Source organism: Levilactobacillus tongjiangensis (assembly GCF_003946345.1).
Taxonomy (GTDB): domain Bacteria; phylum Bacillota; class Bacilli; order Lactobacillales; family Lactobacillaceae; genus Levilactobacillus; species Levilactobacillus tongjiangensis.
In genome coordinates this window covers 24,860-44,366 of the sequence record NZ_RHNY01000014.1, presented here as the reverse complement: position 1 = coordinate 44,366, position 19,507 = coordinate 24,860, and the positions used below count along the sequence as shown (strand labels likewise).

16 protein-coding genes and 1 pseudogene are annotated in these 19,507 nt (G+C 48.7%); 1 reads left to right on the top strand and 16 read right to left on the bottom strand.

Going from position 1 to position 19,507, the window contains the following annotated elements:
• Nucleotides 1-9: 9 nt before the first annotated feature.
• From dnaG to EKM75_RS09130, 16 genes and pseudogenes are all read right to left on the bottom strand, one after another.
• Nucleotides 10-1,851: a DNA primase gene (gene dnaG, locus EKM75_RS09205; protein WP_125693982.1), complete on the bottom strand. Its 1,842-nt coding sequence runs from the start codon at nt 1,849-1,851 to the stop codon at nt 10-12.
• Nucleotides 1,852-2,090: 239 nt separating this feature from the next.
• Entirely contained in the window at nt 2,091-2,696 is a 606-nt protein-coding gene (locus EKM75_RS09200; RefSeq protein ID WP_164508778.1) for an SdpI family protein, read from the bottom strand.
• 302 nt (nt 2,697-2,998) lie between these two features.
• On the bottom strand, nt 2,999-5,074 hold the full coding sequence (glyS, locus tag EKM75_RS09195; RefSeq protein ID WP_125693977.1) for a glycine--tRNA ligase subunit beta: 2,076 nt from the start codon (nt 5,072-5,074) through the stop codon (nt 2,999-3,001).
• Entirely contained in the window at nt 5,074-6,000 is a 927-nt protein-coding gene (gene glyQ / locus EKM75_RS09190) for a glycine--tRNA ligase subunit alpha (RefSeq protein WP_125693974.1), read from the bottom strand. Before glyQ ends, glyS begins: the two co-directional genes overlap by 1 nt.
• A gap of 364 nt (nt 6,001-6,364) precedes the next feature.
• The gene (locus EKM75_RS09185) at nt 6,365-7,522 is read right to left on the bottom strand and encodes an MFS transporter (RefSeq protein WP_125693972.1); all 1,158 of its coding nucleotides are present in this window, start codon (nt 7,520-7,522) and stop codon (nt 6,365-6,367) included.
• A 6-nt stretch (nt 7,523-7,528) separates the two neighbouring features.
• Nucleotides 7,529-7,954: a MarR family winged helix-turn-helix transcriptional regulator gene (locus tag EKM75_RS09180; protein ID WP_125693970.1), complete on the bottom strand. Its 426-nt coding sequence runs from the start codon at nt 7,952-7,954 to the stop codon at nt 7,529-7,531.
• A gap of 236 nt (nt 7,955-8,190) precedes the next feature.
• Entirely contained in the window at nt 8,191-9,582 is a 1,392-nt protein-coding gene (locus EKM75_RS09175; RefSeq protein ID WP_225426695.1) for a leucine-rich repeat domain-containing protein, read from the bottom strand.
• A 15-nt stretch (nt 9,583-9,597) separates the two neighbouring features.
• Nucleotides 9,598-11,151 carry a leucine-rich repeat domain-containing protein gene (locus tag EKM75_RS09170; protein ID WP_125693966.1) on the bottom strand — a complete coding sequence of 518 codons (1,554 nt, stop codon included), beginning with the start codon at nt 11,149-11,151 and terminating at the stop codon, nt 9,598-9,600.
• A 372-nt stretch (nt 11,152-11,523) separates the two neighbouring features.
• Nucleotides 11,524-12,327 (bottom strand): DNA repair protein RecO, encoded by an 804-nt coding sequence (recO, locus tag EKM75_RS09165; RefSeq protein WP_125693964.1) that lies wholly within the window; start codon nt 12,325-12,327, stop codon nt 11,524-11,526.
• Between the two features lie 50 nt (nt 12,328-12,377).
• Nucleotides 12,378-13,283 carry a GTPase Era gene (gene era / locus EKM75_RS09160; RefSeq protein WP_125693962.1) on the bottom strand — a complete coding sequence of 302 codons (906 nt, stop codon included), beginning with the start codon at nt 13,281-13,283 and terminating at the stop codon, nt 12,378-12,380.
• A 12-nt stretch (nt 13,284-13,295) separates the two neighbouring features.
• Nucleotides 13,296-13,691, bottom strand: coding sequence for a diacylglycerol kinase family protein (locus EKM75_RS09155; RefSeq protein ID WP_125693961.1), 396 nt, complete (start codon nt 13,689-13,691; stop codon nt 13,296-13,298).
• Entirely contained in the window at nt 13,669-14,157 is a 489-nt protein-coding gene (gene ybeY / locus EKM75_RS09150) for an rRNA maturation RNase YbeY (protein WP_125693959.1), read from the bottom strand. Before ybeY ends, EKM75_RS09155 begins: the two co-directional genes overlap by 23 nt.
• The gene (locus EKM75_RS09145; protein WP_125681202.1) at nt 14,157-15,143 is read right to left on the bottom strand and encodes a PhoH family protein; all 987 of its coding nucleotides are present in this window, start codon (nt 15,141-15,143) and stop codon (nt 14,157-14,159) included. The genes ybeY and EKM75_RS09145 overlap by 1 nt, the downstream gene beginning before the upstream one ends.
• A gap of 134 nt (nt 15,144-15,277) precedes the next feature.
• On the bottom strand, nt 15,278-15,763 hold the full coding sequence (locus EKM75_RS09140) for a GNAT family N-acetyltransferase (protein WP_125693957.1): 486 nt from the start codon (nt 15,761-15,763) through the stop codon (nt 15,278-15,280).
• Between the two features lie 65 nt (nt 15,764-15,828).
• Nucleotides 15,829-16,275 carry a GatB/YqeY domain-containing protein gene (locus EKM75_RS09135; protein WP_125693955.1) on the bottom strand — a complete coding sequence of 149 codons (447 nt, stop codon included), beginning with the start codon at nt 16,273-16,275 and terminating at the stop codon, nt 15,829-15,831.
• A gap of 711 nt (nt 16,276-16,986) precedes the next feature.
• Nucleotides 16,987-18,144 (bottom strand): annotated as a pseudogene (locus EKM75_RS09130) (RNA-guided endonuclease InsQ/TnpB family protein).
• Between the two features lie 293 nt (nt 18,145-18,437).
• Here EKM75_RS09130 and EKM75_RS09125 point away from each other — a divergent pair.
• Nucleotides 18,438-19,472: a zinc-binding alcohol dehydrogenase family protein gene (locus EKM75_RS09125; protein ID WP_125693954.1), complete on the top strand. Its 1,035-nt coding sequence runs from the start codon at nt 18,438-18,440 to the stop codon at nt 19,470-19,472.
• The last annotated feature ends 35 nt before the right edge of the window (nt 19,473-19,507 follow it).

The following is a 19,507-nucleotide window of genomic DNA, read 5'->3' as shown; positions in this document are numbered from 1 at the left end:
CCCCCTAGACTAAAGTTGCTTGTTCGCCTGGCGTCGTTGCTCCAGTTGAACAATTTCAATGACTAATTGTCGTTGTTGTGCGGCATCTCCGAGTCGTGAAGCCTCTGCCAGTTGATTCTTTTTCAACCGGAGTTGCTCATCGACCGGAGCCTCATCCATAATGACCGCTAAATAATCATCGATCTCACGTGGGGTGACCGCCGCGTAAGTTGCCGTTTCCAAGTCGATGACCAATTGCTGCAGCCGGTCTTCTTGAATGAAGTCCGTAAACTGCGCGGTCTGATAAGTCTGATGTGTTTGAAAATAACCTTGGGCCAAGGTGTAGATCATTTGGTAATCGTCGTGAACGAAGCTAAAGTCAGCAATACTGCTGATCTTCGCCCAGACATTCCGGTCATGCAACAACCGGTACAGCAATCCCCGCTCGGCACGTTCCAACCGGGTCAGCGGTCGTTGTTGCTGATACACCGTCACCGGTGGCTCAGCTGGTGTGGGAGCTGCGTTCGTCGCCGGACGGGAACGTTCTTGTTTAGCGGCTGTGTCGCGTTGGACCTGCTTCAACTGTGCCGTTAACGCGGATTTGTCGATTTTAAATTCCGTCGCTAACTGGTTGAGATACAAATCTAACTCCACGGGTTCCTGAACCTGAGCAAGCATCGGCATAATCTGGTTTAAGTAGTCTAGCCGTTCGCTGTCAGTGTCCAAGGACCGGTTACGTCGCAGGTACCGCAGGTGAAACTGAATGGGTGTCTCGCGGGCAGTGGTCAACATTTGTTTCAACGCTGGCTCACCGTGCGCTTGCCGGTACTCATCAGGATCTTGCCCCTCTGGCAACTGAATCACACTCAGTTGCAGATGGCTGTGCTGGTTAAGTAGATCCAGTGCCCGGGCAATTGCTCGCTGACCGGGTTCATCCCCGTCATAACAAACGTTCAACTTATCCGTCGTCCGTTCAATGGCGTAGATTTGCTCGGTCGTTAAGCTGGTCCCCATGGAAGCAATCCCATTTTCTACCCCCGATTGGGCAGCTGAAATCACATCCATGTACCCTTCAAATAGGGTGACTTCCCCGGCCGCCCGAATAGCGGACCGGGCCCGGTCGAAGTTGAATAGCAGCCGACTCTTATTAAACAGTTGCGTTTCCGGACTGTTTAAATATTTGGGCTGATCATCCGCCTTCTTCAGGAGTCGCCCGGAAAAGGCTGCCACGTGACCACTGGCATTCCGCAGGGGAAACATCACCCGTTCCGAAAAACGGTCGCGTAGTTCACCCTCAGCATTTTCGATAAACAGGCCAGATTGCCGCAATAGCTGGTAATCACTTTGGCGTTGATCGAAAAACGGTTTGAGTAGGCGCTGGCTGGGGGCAAACCCCAACTGATAGGCCTCAATCGTGTCATCAGTCAATCCCCGGTCGTGCAGGTAGTCCAAGGCTGGTTGCCCACCCTCGGTATTCACCAAGATATGGTGATACAACTTGGCTGCTTGTTCTTGGAGGTCAATCAGTTGACTCGTTTTAGAATCAACTGCTGGTCCTGCCGCATCCTGCCGGTATTCACTAGCCAGATCAACGTGACTAAAGTCAGCGACTTTGACCACGGCCTCAGGGAAGGTCACGTGTTCCAATTCCATCAGAAACTTGAAGACGTTTCCCCCACGACCACAGCTAAAGCAGTGAAAAATTTGTTTATCCTCGGTCACGGAAAACGAGGGCGTCCGTTCTTCATGGAACGGACAGAGACCAAACAGGTTCTTACCAGACTTTTTGAGCTGAACGTACTGGCCAACCACATCCGCGATGTTGGTGGCCGAACGGACAGTTTCAATCACGTCCTCGGGTATCTTCGCCAAACCATCACTCCCTTACCGTGAGTCCATCGCACCCGTAGCCTTGAAAAGTCGCACCCCGGGAACCCGAAAAGTGCGACTCTTTAATTAGAATTCGTGCGCAAAAATACACTATACATATTACTCCTATTATAGCCTATGTCAACTTATAGGCTCTTTTCTGGTCAAGCTGAATATAGTATACCCTACTCTGGTCAACCTGTCGCTAAAAAAGCTTAATAGCTCAGCCCCTTACCCAGTGGCTAAGGGTGACGGACCACCCACAAGGAGTACGGAATCACCGCAATCAGCATCCCAATCGAGCCAACCAAGAGCATCCCAATCCCCCACTTAAGCCCACCTAGACCATTGGCTAAGATGGTTAGGCAACCAGTCGCGAGAACGAGCCGAGCGCCCAGGAGATTCGTTTGCTGCCACACCCGATCTGAGTCGTAAGTCCAAGGTAACCGAATGCCAATCAAATGATTGCGGGGAACGTATGCTAGAGCTACCGCCAAAATGAGCCATATCAGGCCCAAAACGCTGGGATTACTAATGACCGTTAGCCTAGTTAGGGCGTGCGGAAATAGCAGTAATAACAGGCCAATCAAGCCCACAACCAAACTCAAATCAGCCACAATTTTTTGACTCTTCGACAGAACTTTCGTTTTATTCAACCAAAAAAACTCACCTAAACTGAGGCCGACCAGTGTATCAGTCAGAAGTAGCAGTAATGGGTAAGTCTGACTAGAGTGACCCAGCCTCCATTGTAAGGGACCCAACATCCCCAGCCAGAGAATCCCGACCACAATCCAATCACCTGCGAATAGGCCGATGATTTTTTTCATTGTCATCTTTGGTAGCAGCATTGCTACCATCTCCCCTCTTAACCGATAATCACACCACTGATCAGGGTGACCGCAATACCAATAATCACCAATGGTCGATTTATGTCTTCCATACTAGAGCGACCGTAGCAATCCAGCTATCAGAATACCCAGGTAAGTAAAAACGCAGCCCTTTCCTCAGAGAGAAAAGAACTGCGTTTTTAACGTTGATTTTACACTTTGGTGAGTAATTTGATTCACAGTGACTGCCTAGTCTAAAAGCTGATGTGAAACCACCATCTCGGTCGACCGGCAAGGCGCCAATGACTCATCAATTTCCGTAATTATTTAACGATCAGTTGGTCCAAGTCACCCAGTTGCAGGGCCAAGGTAGCCAAGCGGCTCAACTCAGTTAACCGGTTGTTCCGGACATCGTCGTTCTTGTCCATCACCATCGTTGCTTCAAAGTAAGCCGCAATTGCAGGTTGAATGTCAGCTAAGGCAGCGTACAGGTCAGCCAGTGATTTGCCAGCGGCCGTCGCAACTTCTGCCACGCCTTTATCCAGGGCGCCTTCACTGTCATTTTCAAATAGATCGGCATTGACCGTAGCATTAGCTAATTCAGCCGGGGCCTTTTGAGCTAGGCGAATAACCCGCGTCAAGGATTCAATCACGTCCTTAAAGTTTGCGTCGTCAGCGTGGCTGGCCAAGATGTCAGCGGCCGTAAAGATCTGTAAGACGTCGCTGCTGGAACCAGTTGTCACGGCATCAATGATGTCATGGCGTTGCTTAGCAGAATGTAAGATTTTCCGAATCCGGTCCTTAACGAACCCAATAACGGCTTCGATTTGACTAGCTTGATCCAAATCAGGTGCGACGTTAGCTTGCGTTTCAGCTGCGATAAAGTCTTGGGCTAATTGATCAATTGGCAGGGACCATTTTTGATCTGTGGCAATCCGGACGATTCCAGTCGCTTGACGCCGCAAAGCATAAGGGTCATTGGAACCGCTAGGAATCATCCCGGCAGCGAAGAAAGTCAGGATACTGTCAAACTTGTCGGCCAGGGCCAAGACAGCACCTGGGACGGAAGTTGGCAAAGCACCGTCGGCTGAGATTGGTTCGTAATGTTCGCGAACGGCTTGCGCAACGGCTGGGTCTTCACCCTGCAGTAAGGCGTACTTTTCACCCATGACCCCTTGTAACTCAGCGAATTCACCGACCATGCCAGTAACCAGGTCAAACTTGTAAATTTCGCTTGCCCGTAAGGCAGCCTTAGTCTGCGCATCGTTTAAACCTAGATGCTTGGCTAAGACGCCAACAATAGCAGTTACTCGGTTCATCTTTTCAGCCATAGTACTGATCTTGTCATGGAAGCTAACGGACTTCAACCGGTCAACGTAATCGGCAATCGTCTTCTTTTGGTCTTCCGTGTAGAAGAACATCGCATCTTCCAAGCGAGCCGTCAGAACCTTTTCGTTCCCAGCAGCCACGTTTTGGATGTCGTGGTCGTTACCATTCCGAACGGAAACGAAGTTAGGCAACAACTTGCCTTCCGCATCCCGCACGTAGAAGAACCGTTGGTGGTCCCGCATGGACGTGATCAACACTTCTTCGGGGATGGTCAGGTACTTCTCGTCAAACTTCCCGGCAAAGGCAGTTGGCCATTCAACCAAGTTGTTGACTTCTTCCAGCAAACCAGCGTCGACGTTGATCGTCCAAGCATTATCGCTAGCCAACTTGTCAATCTGCTGTTTGATCAAGGCTTTACGTTTGTCAGCATCGGCAATCACAAATTCGTGGGTCAAGTCTTCCTCGTAGTCCGCTGCCGTGGCAATTTCAATTTCCTTGCCCAAGAAACGGTGACCACGAGTAGTCCGACCGGTCGTCACGTTTAAGATACTGAATGGGATCACGTCGCTATCCAACAATGCCACGAGCCGACGAATTGGCCGGATGTATTGGAAATGGTGGGTGCTCCACTTCATCATGGTTGGGAACGTCATCGCTGTGATAACATCCTTCAAGCCAGCTAAAATGGTGGCCACGTCTTCACCGGCAATGAACTTGTCGACGTAAACGTATTCAGTCCCTTTGATTTCCTTAAAGGTAATATCGTCGGGGGTCAGGCCTTGGCCACGGGTAAAGCCAATGGCTGCCTTGGTCCAGTTACCGTCGGCGTCTTGCGCAATCTTCTTAGCGGGCCCCTTGACGGATTCACTAACGTCTTCTTGCTTGTCGGCCAAGCCCGTAATCAACAGGGCTAAGCGGCGGGGCGTTGAGAACGGCTTGATGTCCGTATAGTCAACGCGTTGTTTCTTTAAATAGTCCGCAGTCCGCTTGACCAATTGCTTAATGGCTGGCGTCACCACGTGGGCTGGCATTTCTTCCAAACCAATTTCAAGTAAAAATGTGTGTGCCATTATTTTGCCTCCTCTGGATCCGCTAATAATTGTTCACGTAGTTTTTCATCCTTAACTAATGGGAAACCACGCTTCTTCCGTTCAGCCACAAACGCCCGAGCAATGGCACGGGCCATGTTCCGGATACGGGAGAGGTAGCCGGCCCGTTCAGTAACGGAGACGGCACCACGCGCGTCCAGCAGGTTAAAGGTATGGCTACACTTCAACACGTAGTCGTAGGCTGGGTGAACCAGGCCGTTTGCAATTTGCTTCTTGGCTTCAGCTTCGTATTCATCGAAGTGCCGCAGCAACATGTCTTGGTTGCTTTCTTCAAAGCTGTACTTGGAGTGTTCGTATTCGGGTTCCTTGAAGATATCCCCGTACTTCACGCCATCGGCCCATTCCAGGTCAAAGACGGAGTTGACATCTTGGACGTAAGAAGCCAGTCGTTCCAAACCATAAGTGATTTCAGAGGTCACGGTATCAACTTCCATTCCCCCAACAACTTGGAAGTAAGTGAACTGACTGATTTCCATACCGTCCAACCAAACTTCCCAACCAACACCGGCACAACCCATGGATGGGTTTTCCCAGTTGTCTTCTACGAACCGAATGTCATGTTCGAGTGGATCGATTCCTAATTCCTGCAAACTATTCAAGTAGAGTTCTTGAATGTTGTCTGGTGATGGCTTCATCACAACTTGGAATTGGTGGTGTTGGTACAACCGGTTAGGGTTTTCACCGTAACGACCATCGGCTGGTCGACGGGAAGGTTCCACGTAAGCGGCGTTCCAGGGTTCTGGCCCAATGGCCCGCAGGAACGTGTAAGGGCTCATCGTACCGGCCCCTTTTTCCGTATCATAAGCTTGCATCAGCATGCAGCCCTGTGCGGACCAATACTGTTGTAACTTTAAAATAATTGCTTGCATGGACAGTTTTTCTGTCATGGGTGCAGTTCCTCCTTAAATTTAAGTTCCGTGAGATGCACAAGGAAACTTGGTTGAACAAATAAGCGCAAAAAAATCCCTACGAGAATTCACCGAGGCAAATTCACGTAGGGACGAATTTTTATTTTCGCGGTTCCACCCTACTTCTAGTCAATGACTAGCAGCTTTCTTGGAAACGACTCCGAATGTGCCAACCCACAGGACACGTTACCCGGCTAACACTGACCCGGACTCGCTGAAAACGCACGCTGTGTTTTTCATTCATCATAATCGACTTATTTAACTAGTTTTTATGATAGTCGTCTGGCTAAAGGTTGTCAATAAATTTAGCGGAAATGCTGACTGCTCTGCTGGGGTCTGAGCGCTACGCCAGCCCTCGCCGATTTCGCCAGTACACCAACACAATCAGTGGGAACGTGATCATCATGACGGGATAGAGCCAGACCCACGGGAGGAAGGTCGTGATGACCCCCGCCAGCATTGGTCCCAAGGTCATCCCCAGATCAATGCCTATGTAGAACGTGCTATTAGCCAGCCCACGGTCCGCCTGCGGCACCAACGTTAACGATTTTGCCTGACAGATGGAAAACATCAAGCCATAACCAGCCGCAAGTCCCACGGCCCCGACCACCAACATCAGCCAATTACGCATCTCAGTCAAACCAATCAGGCCAACTAAATTACAGCCAAGACAAGCCCAAAAAAATTTTCTGAAGGGCACGTGGTCAAACGCATCCCGCAGGCCCAGCCGCATGGCCAGCAATACCAACGCATAGACTGGAAAGAACGCGCCGGCGGGAATCGCAAATCCCCGGTGGTCGACGTAACTCACGAGGTAGGTCATCGTCGCAAAGTATGGCAAAGAAAACAGCAATAAAATCGTCGCAACTGGAACCACTTTCGGCTGAACCAACCGTAGCTTCGGCTGTTTTTCCTTGGTATTCCGATAGTCTGGATGGGGCACGCTGCGGTCGCCCACGAACTGAATCGTGATGAGCAGTAACGTGATGAAGCCAGCCGCGACCCAGAAAATACTCCGATACCCATAGTGGTGGTACAGGTAGACACTGACGGCCGGACCCACTGCCATGCCCAGGGCATTAGCAATTCCATAGATTCCCATCCCCGAACCAATTCGATCCGGCGGCAATAGGCTAGCCATCCAGGTGGCCATGCAAACTGAGCACAACGTGTACCCCACCCCGTTGACAACTCGCCAGAACATGATCAATGGGACGGCAGTGGTTAACCCGTAACCGACACACGCCACGAGAATCAGACTGCCCCCAATCAACGTGAGCCGATACTTAGAGAAGCGGTCAGTCAGGTTACCTGCAACCGGTCGCAACACTAGCGACGTCAGGTTCATCATCCCAGCGACGACCCCCGCCAAAACGCTATTCGCGCCCACATTACTGGAAAATCCCGCAATGATGGGATTGACCAGCATGGGACTCATAAGAAAGAAGAAGCTGGCCGCTAACACTAAGACGACATCTTTGGTATATAAACGCGTTTTCAAACAACTTCAGCTCCTTTCCAAGTTTTGATCAATTCGGGCAAGCATCTTGAGTAACGCCTGCTGCTCAACCTGTGAAAACCCAACAAATGATTCCTGACTCGTGGCCTTAATATGGTCATCAAGCTGTTGACACTTGGCCAGACCAGCGGCGGTAAACCCCACTAGTTTGGTGCGCCCATCGTTTGGATTAGGGTTAAGAACTAGTATGCCCCGGTCGACTAACCGTTTTACAATGAGCCTGGCCGTTTGGTGGGTAATCTGTTGTTGGTCTTTAAAATCCGTAATCGTGTGCTGCGGGTGATCCTCAAAGAATCGGAGGGCGTCCGCCTGTTCACTAGTTAGATCTAATTGGCGGACAAATAGATTTCGCTTATGTCTAATCTTTCTTCCCAGTAAGACTAGCTTCCAGGTTACCAGTCCTTCACTTTCCATGTTGATCACCTCTTACGTTTATTATACAGCTAGCTGTATATTTTTGAAAGTCCGGATTAGCTTTCAAAATAGTAAGGTTCACTGAAACTCATTTATTTTTGCAAGTAACTCCGAGTAGTGTTGAAGTATCTACCAATACAACTGCCATATGACACAAAAATAGTCGTCAGAATAATCTGACGACCATTTGAATTTACGACTTTATTCAAGACATTTTAGAAGTGCTTTTGAACATCTTAATGGCGCCGCCGACGTTCACCTAATCCTAGCCAACTTAATGCGGCTAATATTGTCGTACCAATTACTGACCAGTAGCTCGTCTGCTCACTGGTTTGCGGTAATTCCGGTTGCGACTGGTTCTGGTTATCTAGGTGCTCTAGCCCACTGACCTTAGAACTAACATTTAAGCTAGACGCTTGTTGGCCATAAGACCATGCGGTGGGCTTCAGTCCTCGTTGTGTGCCGTTACCTACAACGGAACCCGTGTAGGTAAAGACTTGGCGCTGACCCGCTCGCTTCGTATCCCCTGTTCGGTGTTGATGCGCCTTAGGGCTCGTCGGTGTCTGAGGCTTCTTACCTGGTTTAGTCGGCTTAGTCGGCTTCTTAGGCGTAGTTGGTATCGTCGGTGTGACCGGATCAGTTGGCTCCGTCGGTGTCGTTGGTGTCGTCGGATCCGTTCCACTAGCCGGTACAGACCAACTCAACGTTAGGGCATCCACCCCATAGTTTCCGGAATGGTCTGTCGCTTCACCAGTTGTTCCACTCGATAGTGACAGCGTTAAGCTATTTCCCGTAACGCCTGCCGGCAACGTTAATGAATCAGTTTTGAAATCATACGTAACTGGCGTATCGCCCAGTTTAAAAATCATGGGATCCGTTAAACTAAAGTTCTGCAATTGTAGTTGCTTGGCAATTGCGGCACGAACCCCAGTTAATTGATTACCGGACTTGTTCACAGTAACGGCTAACGTCTTTTGGCCAGCTAAAGCATAGTCACCGAGATTAGTCACCGGCTGAGCCGCCTGAATTTTCTGTAAATCGTTGCCGGCAAAGGTACCAATTCCAACACTATTTACAGTGCCATCCAGTTGAAGAGCTCGTAACTTGTTACTGGCAAAGGCTGAGTCCCCAATACTCTTGACACTATCAGGTATCTCCAGCGCTCCCGCCAACTGATTCTCAGCGAAGGCAGACGACCCAATGGAATCCACCTTCTGACCCAAGATAAGCCCCGTGAGCTTACCGTTAGTAAAGGCATACTCGCCAATACTCGTCACTAGATCAGGAATGGTCAACGTTCCCGTCAGCGGATTCGCTGCAAACGCTGAATTTCCAATGGTAATCAATCCGGTCCCAAGTTTAACGCCCTTTAGGAGATTACCAGCAAAAGCTGCATCATTAATCTGTTGAATACCATCAGACAGCGTCAAAATTCCCGTCTCCGGATCCCCAGTCATCTGATTACCAGCAAAGGCACTTTCTCCAATAGTTCCGGTACTCTTACCAAAATCAATATTAGTCAAAGAATCACCAGAAAATGCGTTTTTCCCGATAAAAGACACACTATCGGGGACCTTCAGCGTTCCTGTCAACGAACGATTATTCTGCTGAAACGCAGATTCTCCAATCGTGTTTAGAATGGACTAGCCATCTCCCAACGTAAGCCCAGTCAATTGATTGCCGTTAAACGCTCTGACCCCAATTGTCTTGACTGCATCGGGAATAAACAAATTGCCAGTGATAGCATTCCCATCAAATGCCGATTCTCCAATTGTATCGAGAATAGACTGGCCATCTCCCAACGTGAGCCCAGTCAATTGATTGCCGTTAAACGCTTTAACCCCAATTGTCTTCACTGTATCAGGAATAACCAAACTACCAGTGATAGCATTCCCATCAAATGCCGATTCTCCAATTGTGTCGAGAACGGACTGGCCATCTCCCAACGTGAGGCCAGTCAATTGATTGCCATTAAACGCTTTAACCCCAATCGTCGTTACTGTATCAGGGATAAATAAACTGCCACCAATGGTATTTCCATCAAATGCATAATCACCAATCGTAGTCAAACTATGACCTAAATCTACACTTGTTAACCGATTGTTGGCAAAAGCCGTGCTACCAATAAGCGACGTACCAACAGGAAGTACTAGACTTGCCAAAATGTTATTTGCAAAGGCACCATTTCCAATTTGAACGGTCTTTAAATTGTCACCGAAATCAACACCAGTCAGTTGATTCCCAGACCCATCGTTAGCATCACTACCAGCAAAGGCATTCTCACCAATCTGTGTAATGGAAGCAGGTAACGTCAACGTTCCGGTTAACTTGTTATCTGCAAAAGCATTCGCACTAATTCCCCAAAGATCACTTTTATTTTTAGAAAAATCAATGGTCGTCAGTAAATTATTTTCAAACGCCGCCTGGCCAATCGTGGCGACGTGCGCGCCCATGACTAAACTCGTTAATTTGCGCCCTTTAAAAACGTTGTCAGCAATTGCCGATACATTGATTGCTTTGCCTTCGTCATTGAGGTGGGTATCCGGAATGACAATAGCCGTCGCACTACCCGTATAACCAGTAATGGTATACCCATTACCAGCTGCGTTTAACGCATAGGTAAACCCATCATCCGTCGTGGCCTCATCAGTGGTATCACCAGGTGTCGTCACATCGGCCGTTGCCGGCACTGCCATCATTCGCGGCATTACTCGTGAACGACTAAATTTAGTCAAATTTGCAACTGAAATTTCTCGTTCACCTGCACCAGCAACCTTCGCTGGTTGTGGCGATACGGACGATGGCTTTGGCTTTGCGGGGGTCCCCGTCGTACCGGAACCCGCTGGTTGTTCCACGTTACTTACCGGCTCGGCTGCTTGACTCAGCGAGGCCGCGGCACTCCGTTTGGGAGCTAGACTGCCACTGGCACTCTGCTTTTGAACAGCTTGACTACCAGTCTGCTCATCCCCAGAACCTGGTTGCTCGGCGCTCGGTTGTTCTTGGCTTTCCTGTTTACTCTGATCATTTTCATTTTTCTGCGCCACTAAGCTCGAATCTTCAGCAACCGTGGCCGCTTGAGCTGAATGTGCACTGACCATCAGTCCAGTACTCAGGGCTGCCAAAGTCACGCCAGCGTACAGCAACTGTTGGCGCATCCCATGTTCATGTCGTTGTTCTTGCCGATTATTGGTCTGCATACTTAACTCTTCCCTTTACCTTTTCCTCTACTTCAAAAGTCACCGATTTAAAGGTTAATTTTTTTAACAAGTTATGGCCCCATATTTCTCATAGTAGCACGATTAGTTTGAAATTCCAGACAAGGGATTATCCAACGGGGGAAACCATCCGCCCTATGTCGTAACCGTCCTCGACAATGAAATCAGGGGCCGCTTGACAGCCAGTCGCTAAGCATATAACTATTAGAAAGGTCTAATGTTCATTGGACAAAACTCACAATTTGTGAAAGTTTTATCGGCAAAATATCATCGCTAAAAAAGCTCTGTAAAACCAAAGTGGTTTTACAGAGCTAACTCTAATTTTATCTTGCTAAACCGTCTGCCAGACGACAGCTAGTCTGTTGAATCGTCCGGTGACGCCTGCGGTGGCATCGTCAAGCGTGCCGACCAGGATTGCATCTGATCCAAGAACCGTTTGCTCTTGGGATGCACCCCAATCTGACTGTCATAAATTTCATTCATTAACTGTCGCATGGCGTGCTCCGTCTGCGGTTTCACATCAATGGTGTGTAGCTTATCCAAATCCAACACCGAAAATTGGCGCAGATAATAGATTGTGCGCTGGGCCAGATGCAACCGCCGTGGATCTATCTGCCAATGCTGCTGACAGAGCAGACCCCCGTAGCTCTCAGAGTAATCGAACGGCAGGTCATTGCGACCGCAGATGGCACAGCCCTGCAATTGTGGGGCCACCCCAAACGCCGGCATCAGTTGAATCTCCATGATATTGGTGATGATCGATGCGTTGACTCCATCATCAATCAGTGTGAGCGCGCGTTGTACCCGATGATACCAGGTAGGCAACGGTTGCCCGTCCGGAAAAGCCTGATCAACCAGACTCATGATATACGTGGCGTAGGCATTTTTAAAAATGTCCGTGCTAATATTTTGAAATTGGTTGGTCTCGCGGGCCGTCCGGATGTAAGACAGGCCATCGTCAGCGATGTCCCCCACGTAACTCCCCGTGGTAAATGGCAAAATATCCGCTACCATTTTAAATCCCCGCTTCTTAGCACCCCGCACCAGAAACATCTTTTTACCAAACTCCTGCGTAAGAAACTTGATTAAAAAATCGCGCTCAGCATAGTCCCGACGAAAAAGGAGGATGCCGTGAAAATCAGTTACATTCCGCGCCACGAATCCTCCCTACTTTCTAACTTAAATTTAAATGCACGGTAGGCAATTTTTTATAAATCATCCTTACGGTAACCGTAAGACTTCAAGAGGCTCGCCTTGTCCCGCCAGTTTGGTTGCACTTTGACCCAGAGTTCCAGGTAAACCTTGCTACCCAGCAAGTGTTCAATATCCTGGCGCGCCATGGTCCCAATCTTCTTCAGCATGCTACCGCCCTTGCCGATCATAATTCCCTTTTGGGTAGGACGTTCGACGATGATGGTGGCTTCAATGCGGACGTGATCTTCGTCCTTTTGCTTCATACTCTCGATTTCAACGGCCACTGAATGGGGCACCTCTTCACGCGTTAACATAAAGATTTTTTCCCGAATCAATTCGCTGACCACGAAACGTTCTGGATGGTCAGTCACTTGGTCGGCTGGGTAGTACTGCGGCCCGTTTGGCATCTGGTCGACTAATCCCGTCAACAGTTCGTCAACGTTATTCCCTTCCAACGCAGAAATTGGGTAAACTGCTTTCCATGGCAACGCCTTTTGGTACTGTTCCATGACTGGCAATAAATCGTCTGGATTTACTTGGTCGATTTTGTTGATCAGCAGGTAAATCGGGGCCTTCACGTTCTTCAACCGGTCAATAATAAAGTTGTCCCCGGCTCCCCGCTTTTCAGCAGCGTTGACCATGAATAAAACGGCATCGACTTCGTTTAACGCTGACATGGCTGACTGCACCATGTAGTCACCCAACTTACTCTTAGGCTTATGAACCCCCGGCGTATCGATGAAAACGATTTGAGACTCGTCAGTTGTATAAATTCCTTGAATCTTGTTCCGAGTCGTCTGTGCCGTGTTCGACATGATGGCAATTTTTTGCCCAATCACCCGGTTTAAAAACGTTGATTTCCCCACGTTTGGCCGCCCAACAATGGCGACGAAACCTGATTTGTAATCTGGATTATCCATATTTTCCTCCAATTAGAACCAGCGGCCTAGCGCTGGCAACATGACTAACGCCCCAACAATGACGGCAAAGATGGCCGCCATTAAGACACCACCCGCGGCAACGTCCTTCGCGCGTTTCGCCAAATCGTGATAAGTCTGGCCCACCACCAAATCGACTACTGCTTCCACAATCGTGTTCAGCGTCTCGGCGATCAAGACCAAGAAGATGGCCAATACCAACCACAACCACTCGTTCAGCGTCAGTCGTAAAATCAACCCAGCAATAATGGCCAAACTACCGACCGCCAAGTGTTTACGAAAGTTTCGTTCATAGTGAAACAGAGCCCGCAGACCATCCCACGCGTGGCCTAACGATTGCTTAAAGGCCCGATTCTTCCCGGTTTGCTTATCGCTTGAGGCCATAGGCATCTAAAATGTCGGCCTGCAACTTGAACATGATCTTTTCATCTTCGGGCTTCATGTGGTCGTAGCCGTTCAGGTGCAAGAAACCATGGACCACGAGAAAACCTAATTCCCGTTCGTAGGAATGGCCCAGGTACTCCGCTTGTTCTTCAACTTTATCCATCGAAACAAAGATATCACCAATGTTTTCAGGAATTTCAGCAGCCATTTCTTCGTCCATGACCAGCGGGAACTCTTCATCCTCGTCATCGTCGTCTTCAATCGCAAAACTGATGACGTCGGTTGCGCGGTCAACGCCCCGGTATTCCTTATTGATTCGATGAATGTCTTCGTTATTCATCAACGTCACGGACATTTCCGTGTTTTCTGCCAATTTAATGTACTTGCCGGCAAATTCCAACACCTCACGAATCATCGTGACGTGCTTGTCTGGAACACCGTTAGCAGTTTTATCAAAAATCTCTAAATCCATTATTTTTTAGCTCCATTTGGTTTAGTATCGTTGGCCTCATAAGCGTTAATGATGCGGGCAACCACTGGGTGCCGAACAACATCATCCGCGTTAAAGGTCACAAAGTTAATGTGCGACACGTTTTGTAAAATGTTTTGGGCCTGAATCAACCCCGACTTAGCATTGTGTGGCAAGTCAATTTGTGAAATATCCCCGTTGACAATCATCTTAGATCCAAAACCCAGCCGCGTCAGGAACATCTTCATTTGCATGTTCGTCGTGTTTTGGGCTTCATCCAAGATAACGAACGCAGATTCCAGCGTCCGCCCACGCATGTAGGCCAGTGGCGCAATCTCGATGACCCCACGATCCATCAACCGCGTCGTATGCTCGGCCCCCAGGATAGCGTACAGCGCATCGTAGATTGGCCGCAGGTATGGATCAACTTTTTCCTTCAAGTCACCGGGTAAGAAGCCCAGGCTTTCGCCGGCTTCAACGGCTGGGCGGGTAATGATCAATTTTTCCACATCCCCGTGCTTTAACGCGGACACCGCCATAACCACGGCCAGATACGTTTTCCCGGTCCCAGCGGGTCCAATCCCGAAGGTAATGTCGTTGTGCTTGATGGAATCAATGTACTGGCGTTGGCCAAAGTTCTTGACCCGCACGGCCCGACCCTTGGCATCCTTGATCAAGGTCTCGGTGTAAAAGTCTTTAAAGTAAGTCAGCGTCCCCTTGTCCGCCATCTTCATGGCACTAATGACGTCAGCACTATTTAATTTAATGCCCTTAGCCAGGAGGTCACTCATGTTGCGTAAGATAGCCAACGTGTGATCGACCGCTTCAGCGGCCCCAGCAACTTTGATTGAATTTCCAAAGGGCTTGATGGTGACGTTCAGTCCCTCTTCAAGCAAGGTCACAAATTGATCCTGAGCCCCCAACAGGGCAGCTTCGTCCTCTGGTCGCTCCAAAATATATTCTTTTTCAATCGTCGCGTTCTCAGTCAAATACGGTGGCTCCTTTGTCTTTATTTTTGACGTTACTGATACTCAAATTTTAGCATAACACCGGGGATTGTAAAAGGATTGCGCGTGAAAACTCGTTCGGTATCCATTCTATGACGTCTTGATGGCACGCCCGACTACTCATTAATGGGTAACTGCGGCAATGTAATTGCTAATTCCAGAACCAGCCGGTCCCGCAATACCAAGCCGTTTTCCACGATTGTTTGACTATAGTTCGTGGTGAAATAATCCCGCTCAACGGCCACCACCCGAAAGCCACATTGCTGATAAAGATAGAGTTGCCACAGACTAGTCGTTCCGGTAGCAATCCGAACTGTCCGGTAGCCCCGTTCAATCGCCCACTGCCGAGCGAACGTAAGTAATGCTCGCCCATAACCTTGACGCTGTTTGGCCGGTGTCACAACCACGTTCATAATTTCTACAACCTGATTAGACCGTGGCTGTAACACTAACATCCCGGCTAGCCCTGACCGATCGGTGGCCACATACACGTGGCTCTTGGGAACATACGATGCAAGCAATCGTTGACTGGGATCGGCCAGTAACAGTAAGGAATTCTGATCCTCGGTGAGTGTCTGAACCCGCTGATAAGTTAATGCCATGAATGGATTCCCCCTCACTTAGCAAAAAAATCGCTACGAAACAGGTTCGCAGCGATCGAAAAACTTTACTTGTTCAATTGGGCTTTGACGGTCTGGTTAACCAGGGCGCCATCTGCTTTCCCCTTAACTTGAGGCATCACAGCACCCATAACCTTACCAAAGTCACTCATACCACTAGCGGAGACCTTAGCAATGCTGTCGGCAACGATCTTCGTGATTTCATCGGCGCTTAACTGCTTAGGCGCATACTTTTCAACGATCGCAATTTCGGCCTTCACGCCTTCAACCAAGTCATCCCGGTTACCTTTAGCAAATTCTGCCATTGATTCTTTCCGCTGCTTCAACTCGCGGGAAACCACCGTTAACTCTTCTTCAGACGTTAAATCATGACCAGCCTTGACCTTTTCATTTGTCAAAGCCGCCTTCATCATGCGGATAACATTTAAGGAAAGCTTGTCGTGGGCCTTCATGGCCGTCTTTAAATCAGTGTTGAGTTGGGTCTCTAAACTCATTGTAGTTCCTCCTAAAATTTCATCGTTAAGATAAGTTTACACCTTATCCGCGCTAGCGTCAGGTAAAGTTATCCTTCCCAATTGGATCGTCCCAGTTTTCATGCTATCCTTGCCGTGAGAACTCACAATAGTGGTACCGCCTGACCGTTCGCCAAATTTGGACTGGAACGCGGTGGGAAGGACGGGACAAGCCAAAGAGCGGTCTTGCCCCTCGCTTGAAGCCGCAAAATACGTCTTCAAGTCGCCATTTTCAAGAAGGTCACTTGAAAATCTCACGGCTGAGTCCAAATTTGACTCACTCTCGGCTACCTACTGGATCGCCGATAACATTGTGTAAGCGCTGTCATTCAGACGTTTAAGCTAGCTTAATTGCCAAGAACCCGTTCAACCAGAGGTGGTTACAGGCGGAATCTCTGACAGACGCAGGTGGCTGGATGAGACTAATTTTAAGCCTATAACGCCTTATTATTCCTGGTTTGATATTGATTTTCGAGCCTTCGACCTTTAGTTCAATATTATGAAACGCAGACTGTTACAATAGCAAATAGAAAGTTGTCAACCACGCCCGTTTAAAAACGGACGCTTGCGAGAACCACACCCTTTGGCATAGTGACCACAATTTGCTTAGATACAGCGTTAGCCTACGAATAGGACTTATCCGCTAATTACCAAAGCCTTTTAGGTCCGCAGGTTGCCAGACGGACTCGCTCCTTACAAAGTTGCTAAACCCTTAGCTAGGATATTTCTAGCTGCATTTTGATCACGAACATGAAACGTCCCGCAACTAGGGCACGTCCACTCGCGGTCAGCCAATGTTAACTTGTTCTTACCGGTCATGATGTGCCCACAATGACTACAGGTTTGCGTTGTATTCCGGGGATTAATCGTCAAAAATTTCCGACCATACAAATCGGCTTTGTAAGCCAACATGCTCAGTAAAGTTCGCCAGCCGACGTCCGAGATGCTCATTGCCAAAGCGTGGTTCCGCAACATATTTTTACTCCGCAGTTCTTCAGCTACGACTAAATCGTGGTTTTTGATCAAGGCCGTAGAGACGTGGTGCAGGAAATTCTTACGTTGATTGGCAACTTTAGGCTGTAATCTGGCCTCTAATAACCGTTGTCTTTGATAATTCTTTGCTTCTGATAACCGTCGTTGGCTCCTTTTAACTCGTCTGGCCCGCCGTGACAGTTTTCGTTGGGCTTTAGCTAGTTTCCCTCTAATAGTTCGGTAGTAACGTGGATTATCAATCACCTGTCCATTGGAGTCCGTCAGAAAATTGTCAAGATTCAAATCGATACCGACTTTAGATTCAACCGCGGTTTGTTTGGCAACGAAGGGGTGTTCTGACCCAATCTGTAGGACACAAAGTAATGACCCGCAGTGTCCATTGAGACCGTTGTTGTTCCGATCCTAATGTCATTAGCTCGTTCTAAAATCTTTAGTGGAAGTCCCTTGAATCGGAAACGTCCCAGCTTGGGTAGTTGTAGGTGGTAGTTGTCAGTTAGTCTAACGCTACCATTCTTCATAGTTGGAACTGTCACTTTAGCACTGTAAAGACACGATGTTTGATAAGTCTTTGTGTAACCACGCTTGTGAAACTTAGGGGTCCCCGCCTGATGAACCTGCCGGAATAGCTTCCAAGCAGTCCTATAATTCTTGATAGCGTTGGCTTTCATCAAGCTATCAAAATATTGGTGTTTTAACTTTCTTCAGCCAAAATAGATCATTGTTCATCCCGTTCATTTCGTTATAAATGAAGCGACTAGCATAACTGTTACGTTTGATCAGCCGTTTTTGTTCGGTTGAAGGAAAGATTCGGACCTTAACCCCACAATGATACGGTAATTGGGCCATTGTTTTCGCCATAAACTGCCACCCTCCTTTGCTTGATAGCAAGCGTACCATATGAGCATGCTGTATCCATAGTAAAGTGTCTTACAATAATATTTATGGAGATAACATATGAGCTTCACTGATCAACGAAAGGCATAGTGGCATTCATCCCTTGCTTGAAAGCAAGGGAATTCTACCTAATTTATATTAAATCTCTGTCAGGTGAATCAATTTAGATATAGTCATTTCTTATTGCCCAAGATTAGCTTAAATCAACAAAATGGCGTCACTTTCACCCCTCAGTCAAACCGAAAGGAAGTTTTGTTATGTCAGACATGCGGGCCATCGGGTTCACCCAGAACCTGCCACTTACAGATGAAAAAAGTTTCATCGAATTTTTTGAACCCAAGCCAATGCCCATTGGCCACGATATCTTGGTCAAAATCATTGCGACGTCCGTCAATCCCGTGGACACCAGTGTTCGGCGGGGCACCACGGACCCGCTCGACCAACCAAAGGTCATTGGTTGGGATGCGTATGGCACCGTAGAGGCGGTTGGCTCGGCGGTCAGCCTCTTTGAACCAGGTGATCGGGTCTTTTACGCTGGTTCGTTTAAACGGCCAGGGACGGACAGTGAGTACCACCTCGTGGACGAACGAATCGTCGGCCATGCCCCCACACATTTGACCCCCGCGGAAATTGCAGCCGTCCCACTGACTTCATTGACGGCGTGGGAAGCCCTATTTGAACAAATGCACCTGAATTTCGACGCCCCCCAGGCCAACGCCGGTAAGACTTTGTTGGTGATCAACGGTGCGGGTGGCGTAGGCTCCATGGCCACCCAGTTGGCTCATTTAGCCGGACTGACGGTCATTGCAACCGCCTCACGTCCCGAAACCATTGCCTGGACCAAGGCTCACGGTGCGAATGCGGTCGTCAATCATCGCCAAGACTTGGTTGCTCAAGTCCAAGCCTTAGGCTACCCAACCGTGGATTACATTCTGGAACTGAGTAACTTGAACCAACACTGGTCAGAAATCGTGTCGCTGATTCGGCCCAGTGGCACCATTGTCTCCATCACGGGAAAGACCAAAAGCCCACTCGACCTGCAGGCGTTGAAAACCAAACGTGCGACCTTCGCCTGGGAATGGATGTACACCAAGTCCTACTTTGAGACCCCGGACATGATCAGTCAGCACCAAATTTTGGAGCGCGTCGCCCAACTGCTAGACGCCGGTACCTTAGTCTCCACTCTCAACAAAACATTGACGCCCATCAATGCGGCCAACATGCGAACCGCTCACGCCCTGGTGGAAACTAACCGAATGATCGGTAAAGTTGTGTTAACTAACGCGGATTAGTTCTGCATATATATTCGCAACTTGTTTATAAAATT

Coding starts and splice junctions, on each gene's coding strand:
- EKM75_RS09200 (WP_164508778.1), bottom strand. CDS start 2,696: ATGCTGCTACCAAAGATGACAATGAAAAAAATCATCGGCCTATTCGCA.
- glyS (WP_125693977.1), bottom strand. CDS start 5,074: ATGGCACACACATTTTTACTTGAAATTGGTTTGGAAGAAATGCCAGCC.
- glyQ (WP_125693974.1), bottom strand. CDS start 6,000: ATGACAGAAAAACTGTCCATGCAAGCAATTATTTTAAAGTTACAACAG.
- EKM75_RS09180 (WP_125693970.1), bottom strand. CDS start 7,954: ATGGAAAGTGAAGGACTGGTAACCTGGAAGCTAGTCTTACTGGGAAGA.
- EKM75_RS09170 (WP_125693966.1), bottom strand. CDS start 11,151: ATGCAGACCAATAATCGGCAAGAACAACGACATGAACATGGGATGCGC.
- era (WP_125693962.1), bottom strand. CDS start 13,283: ATGGATAATCCAGATTACAAATCAGGTTTCGTCGCCATTGTTGGGCGG.
- EKM75_RS09155 (WP_125693961.1), bottom strand. CDS start 13,691: ATGCCTATGGCCTCAAGCGATAAGCAAACCGGGAAGAATCGGGCCTTT.
- ybeY (WP_125693959.1), bottom strand. CDS start 14,157: ATGGATTTAGAGATTTTTGATAAAACTGCTAACGGTGTTCCAGACAAG.
- EKM75_RS09140 (WP_125693957.1), bottom strand. CDS start 15,763: ATGGCATTAACTTATCAGCGGGTTCAGACACTCACCGAGGATCAGAAT.
- EKM75_RS09135 (WP_125693955.1), bottom strand. CDS start 16,275: ATGAGTTTAGAGACCCAACTCAACACTGATTTAAAGACGGCCATGAAG.
- EKM75_RS09125 (WP_125693954.1), top strand. CDS start 18,438: ATGTCAGACATGCGGGCCATCGGGTTCACCCAGAACCTGCCACTTACA.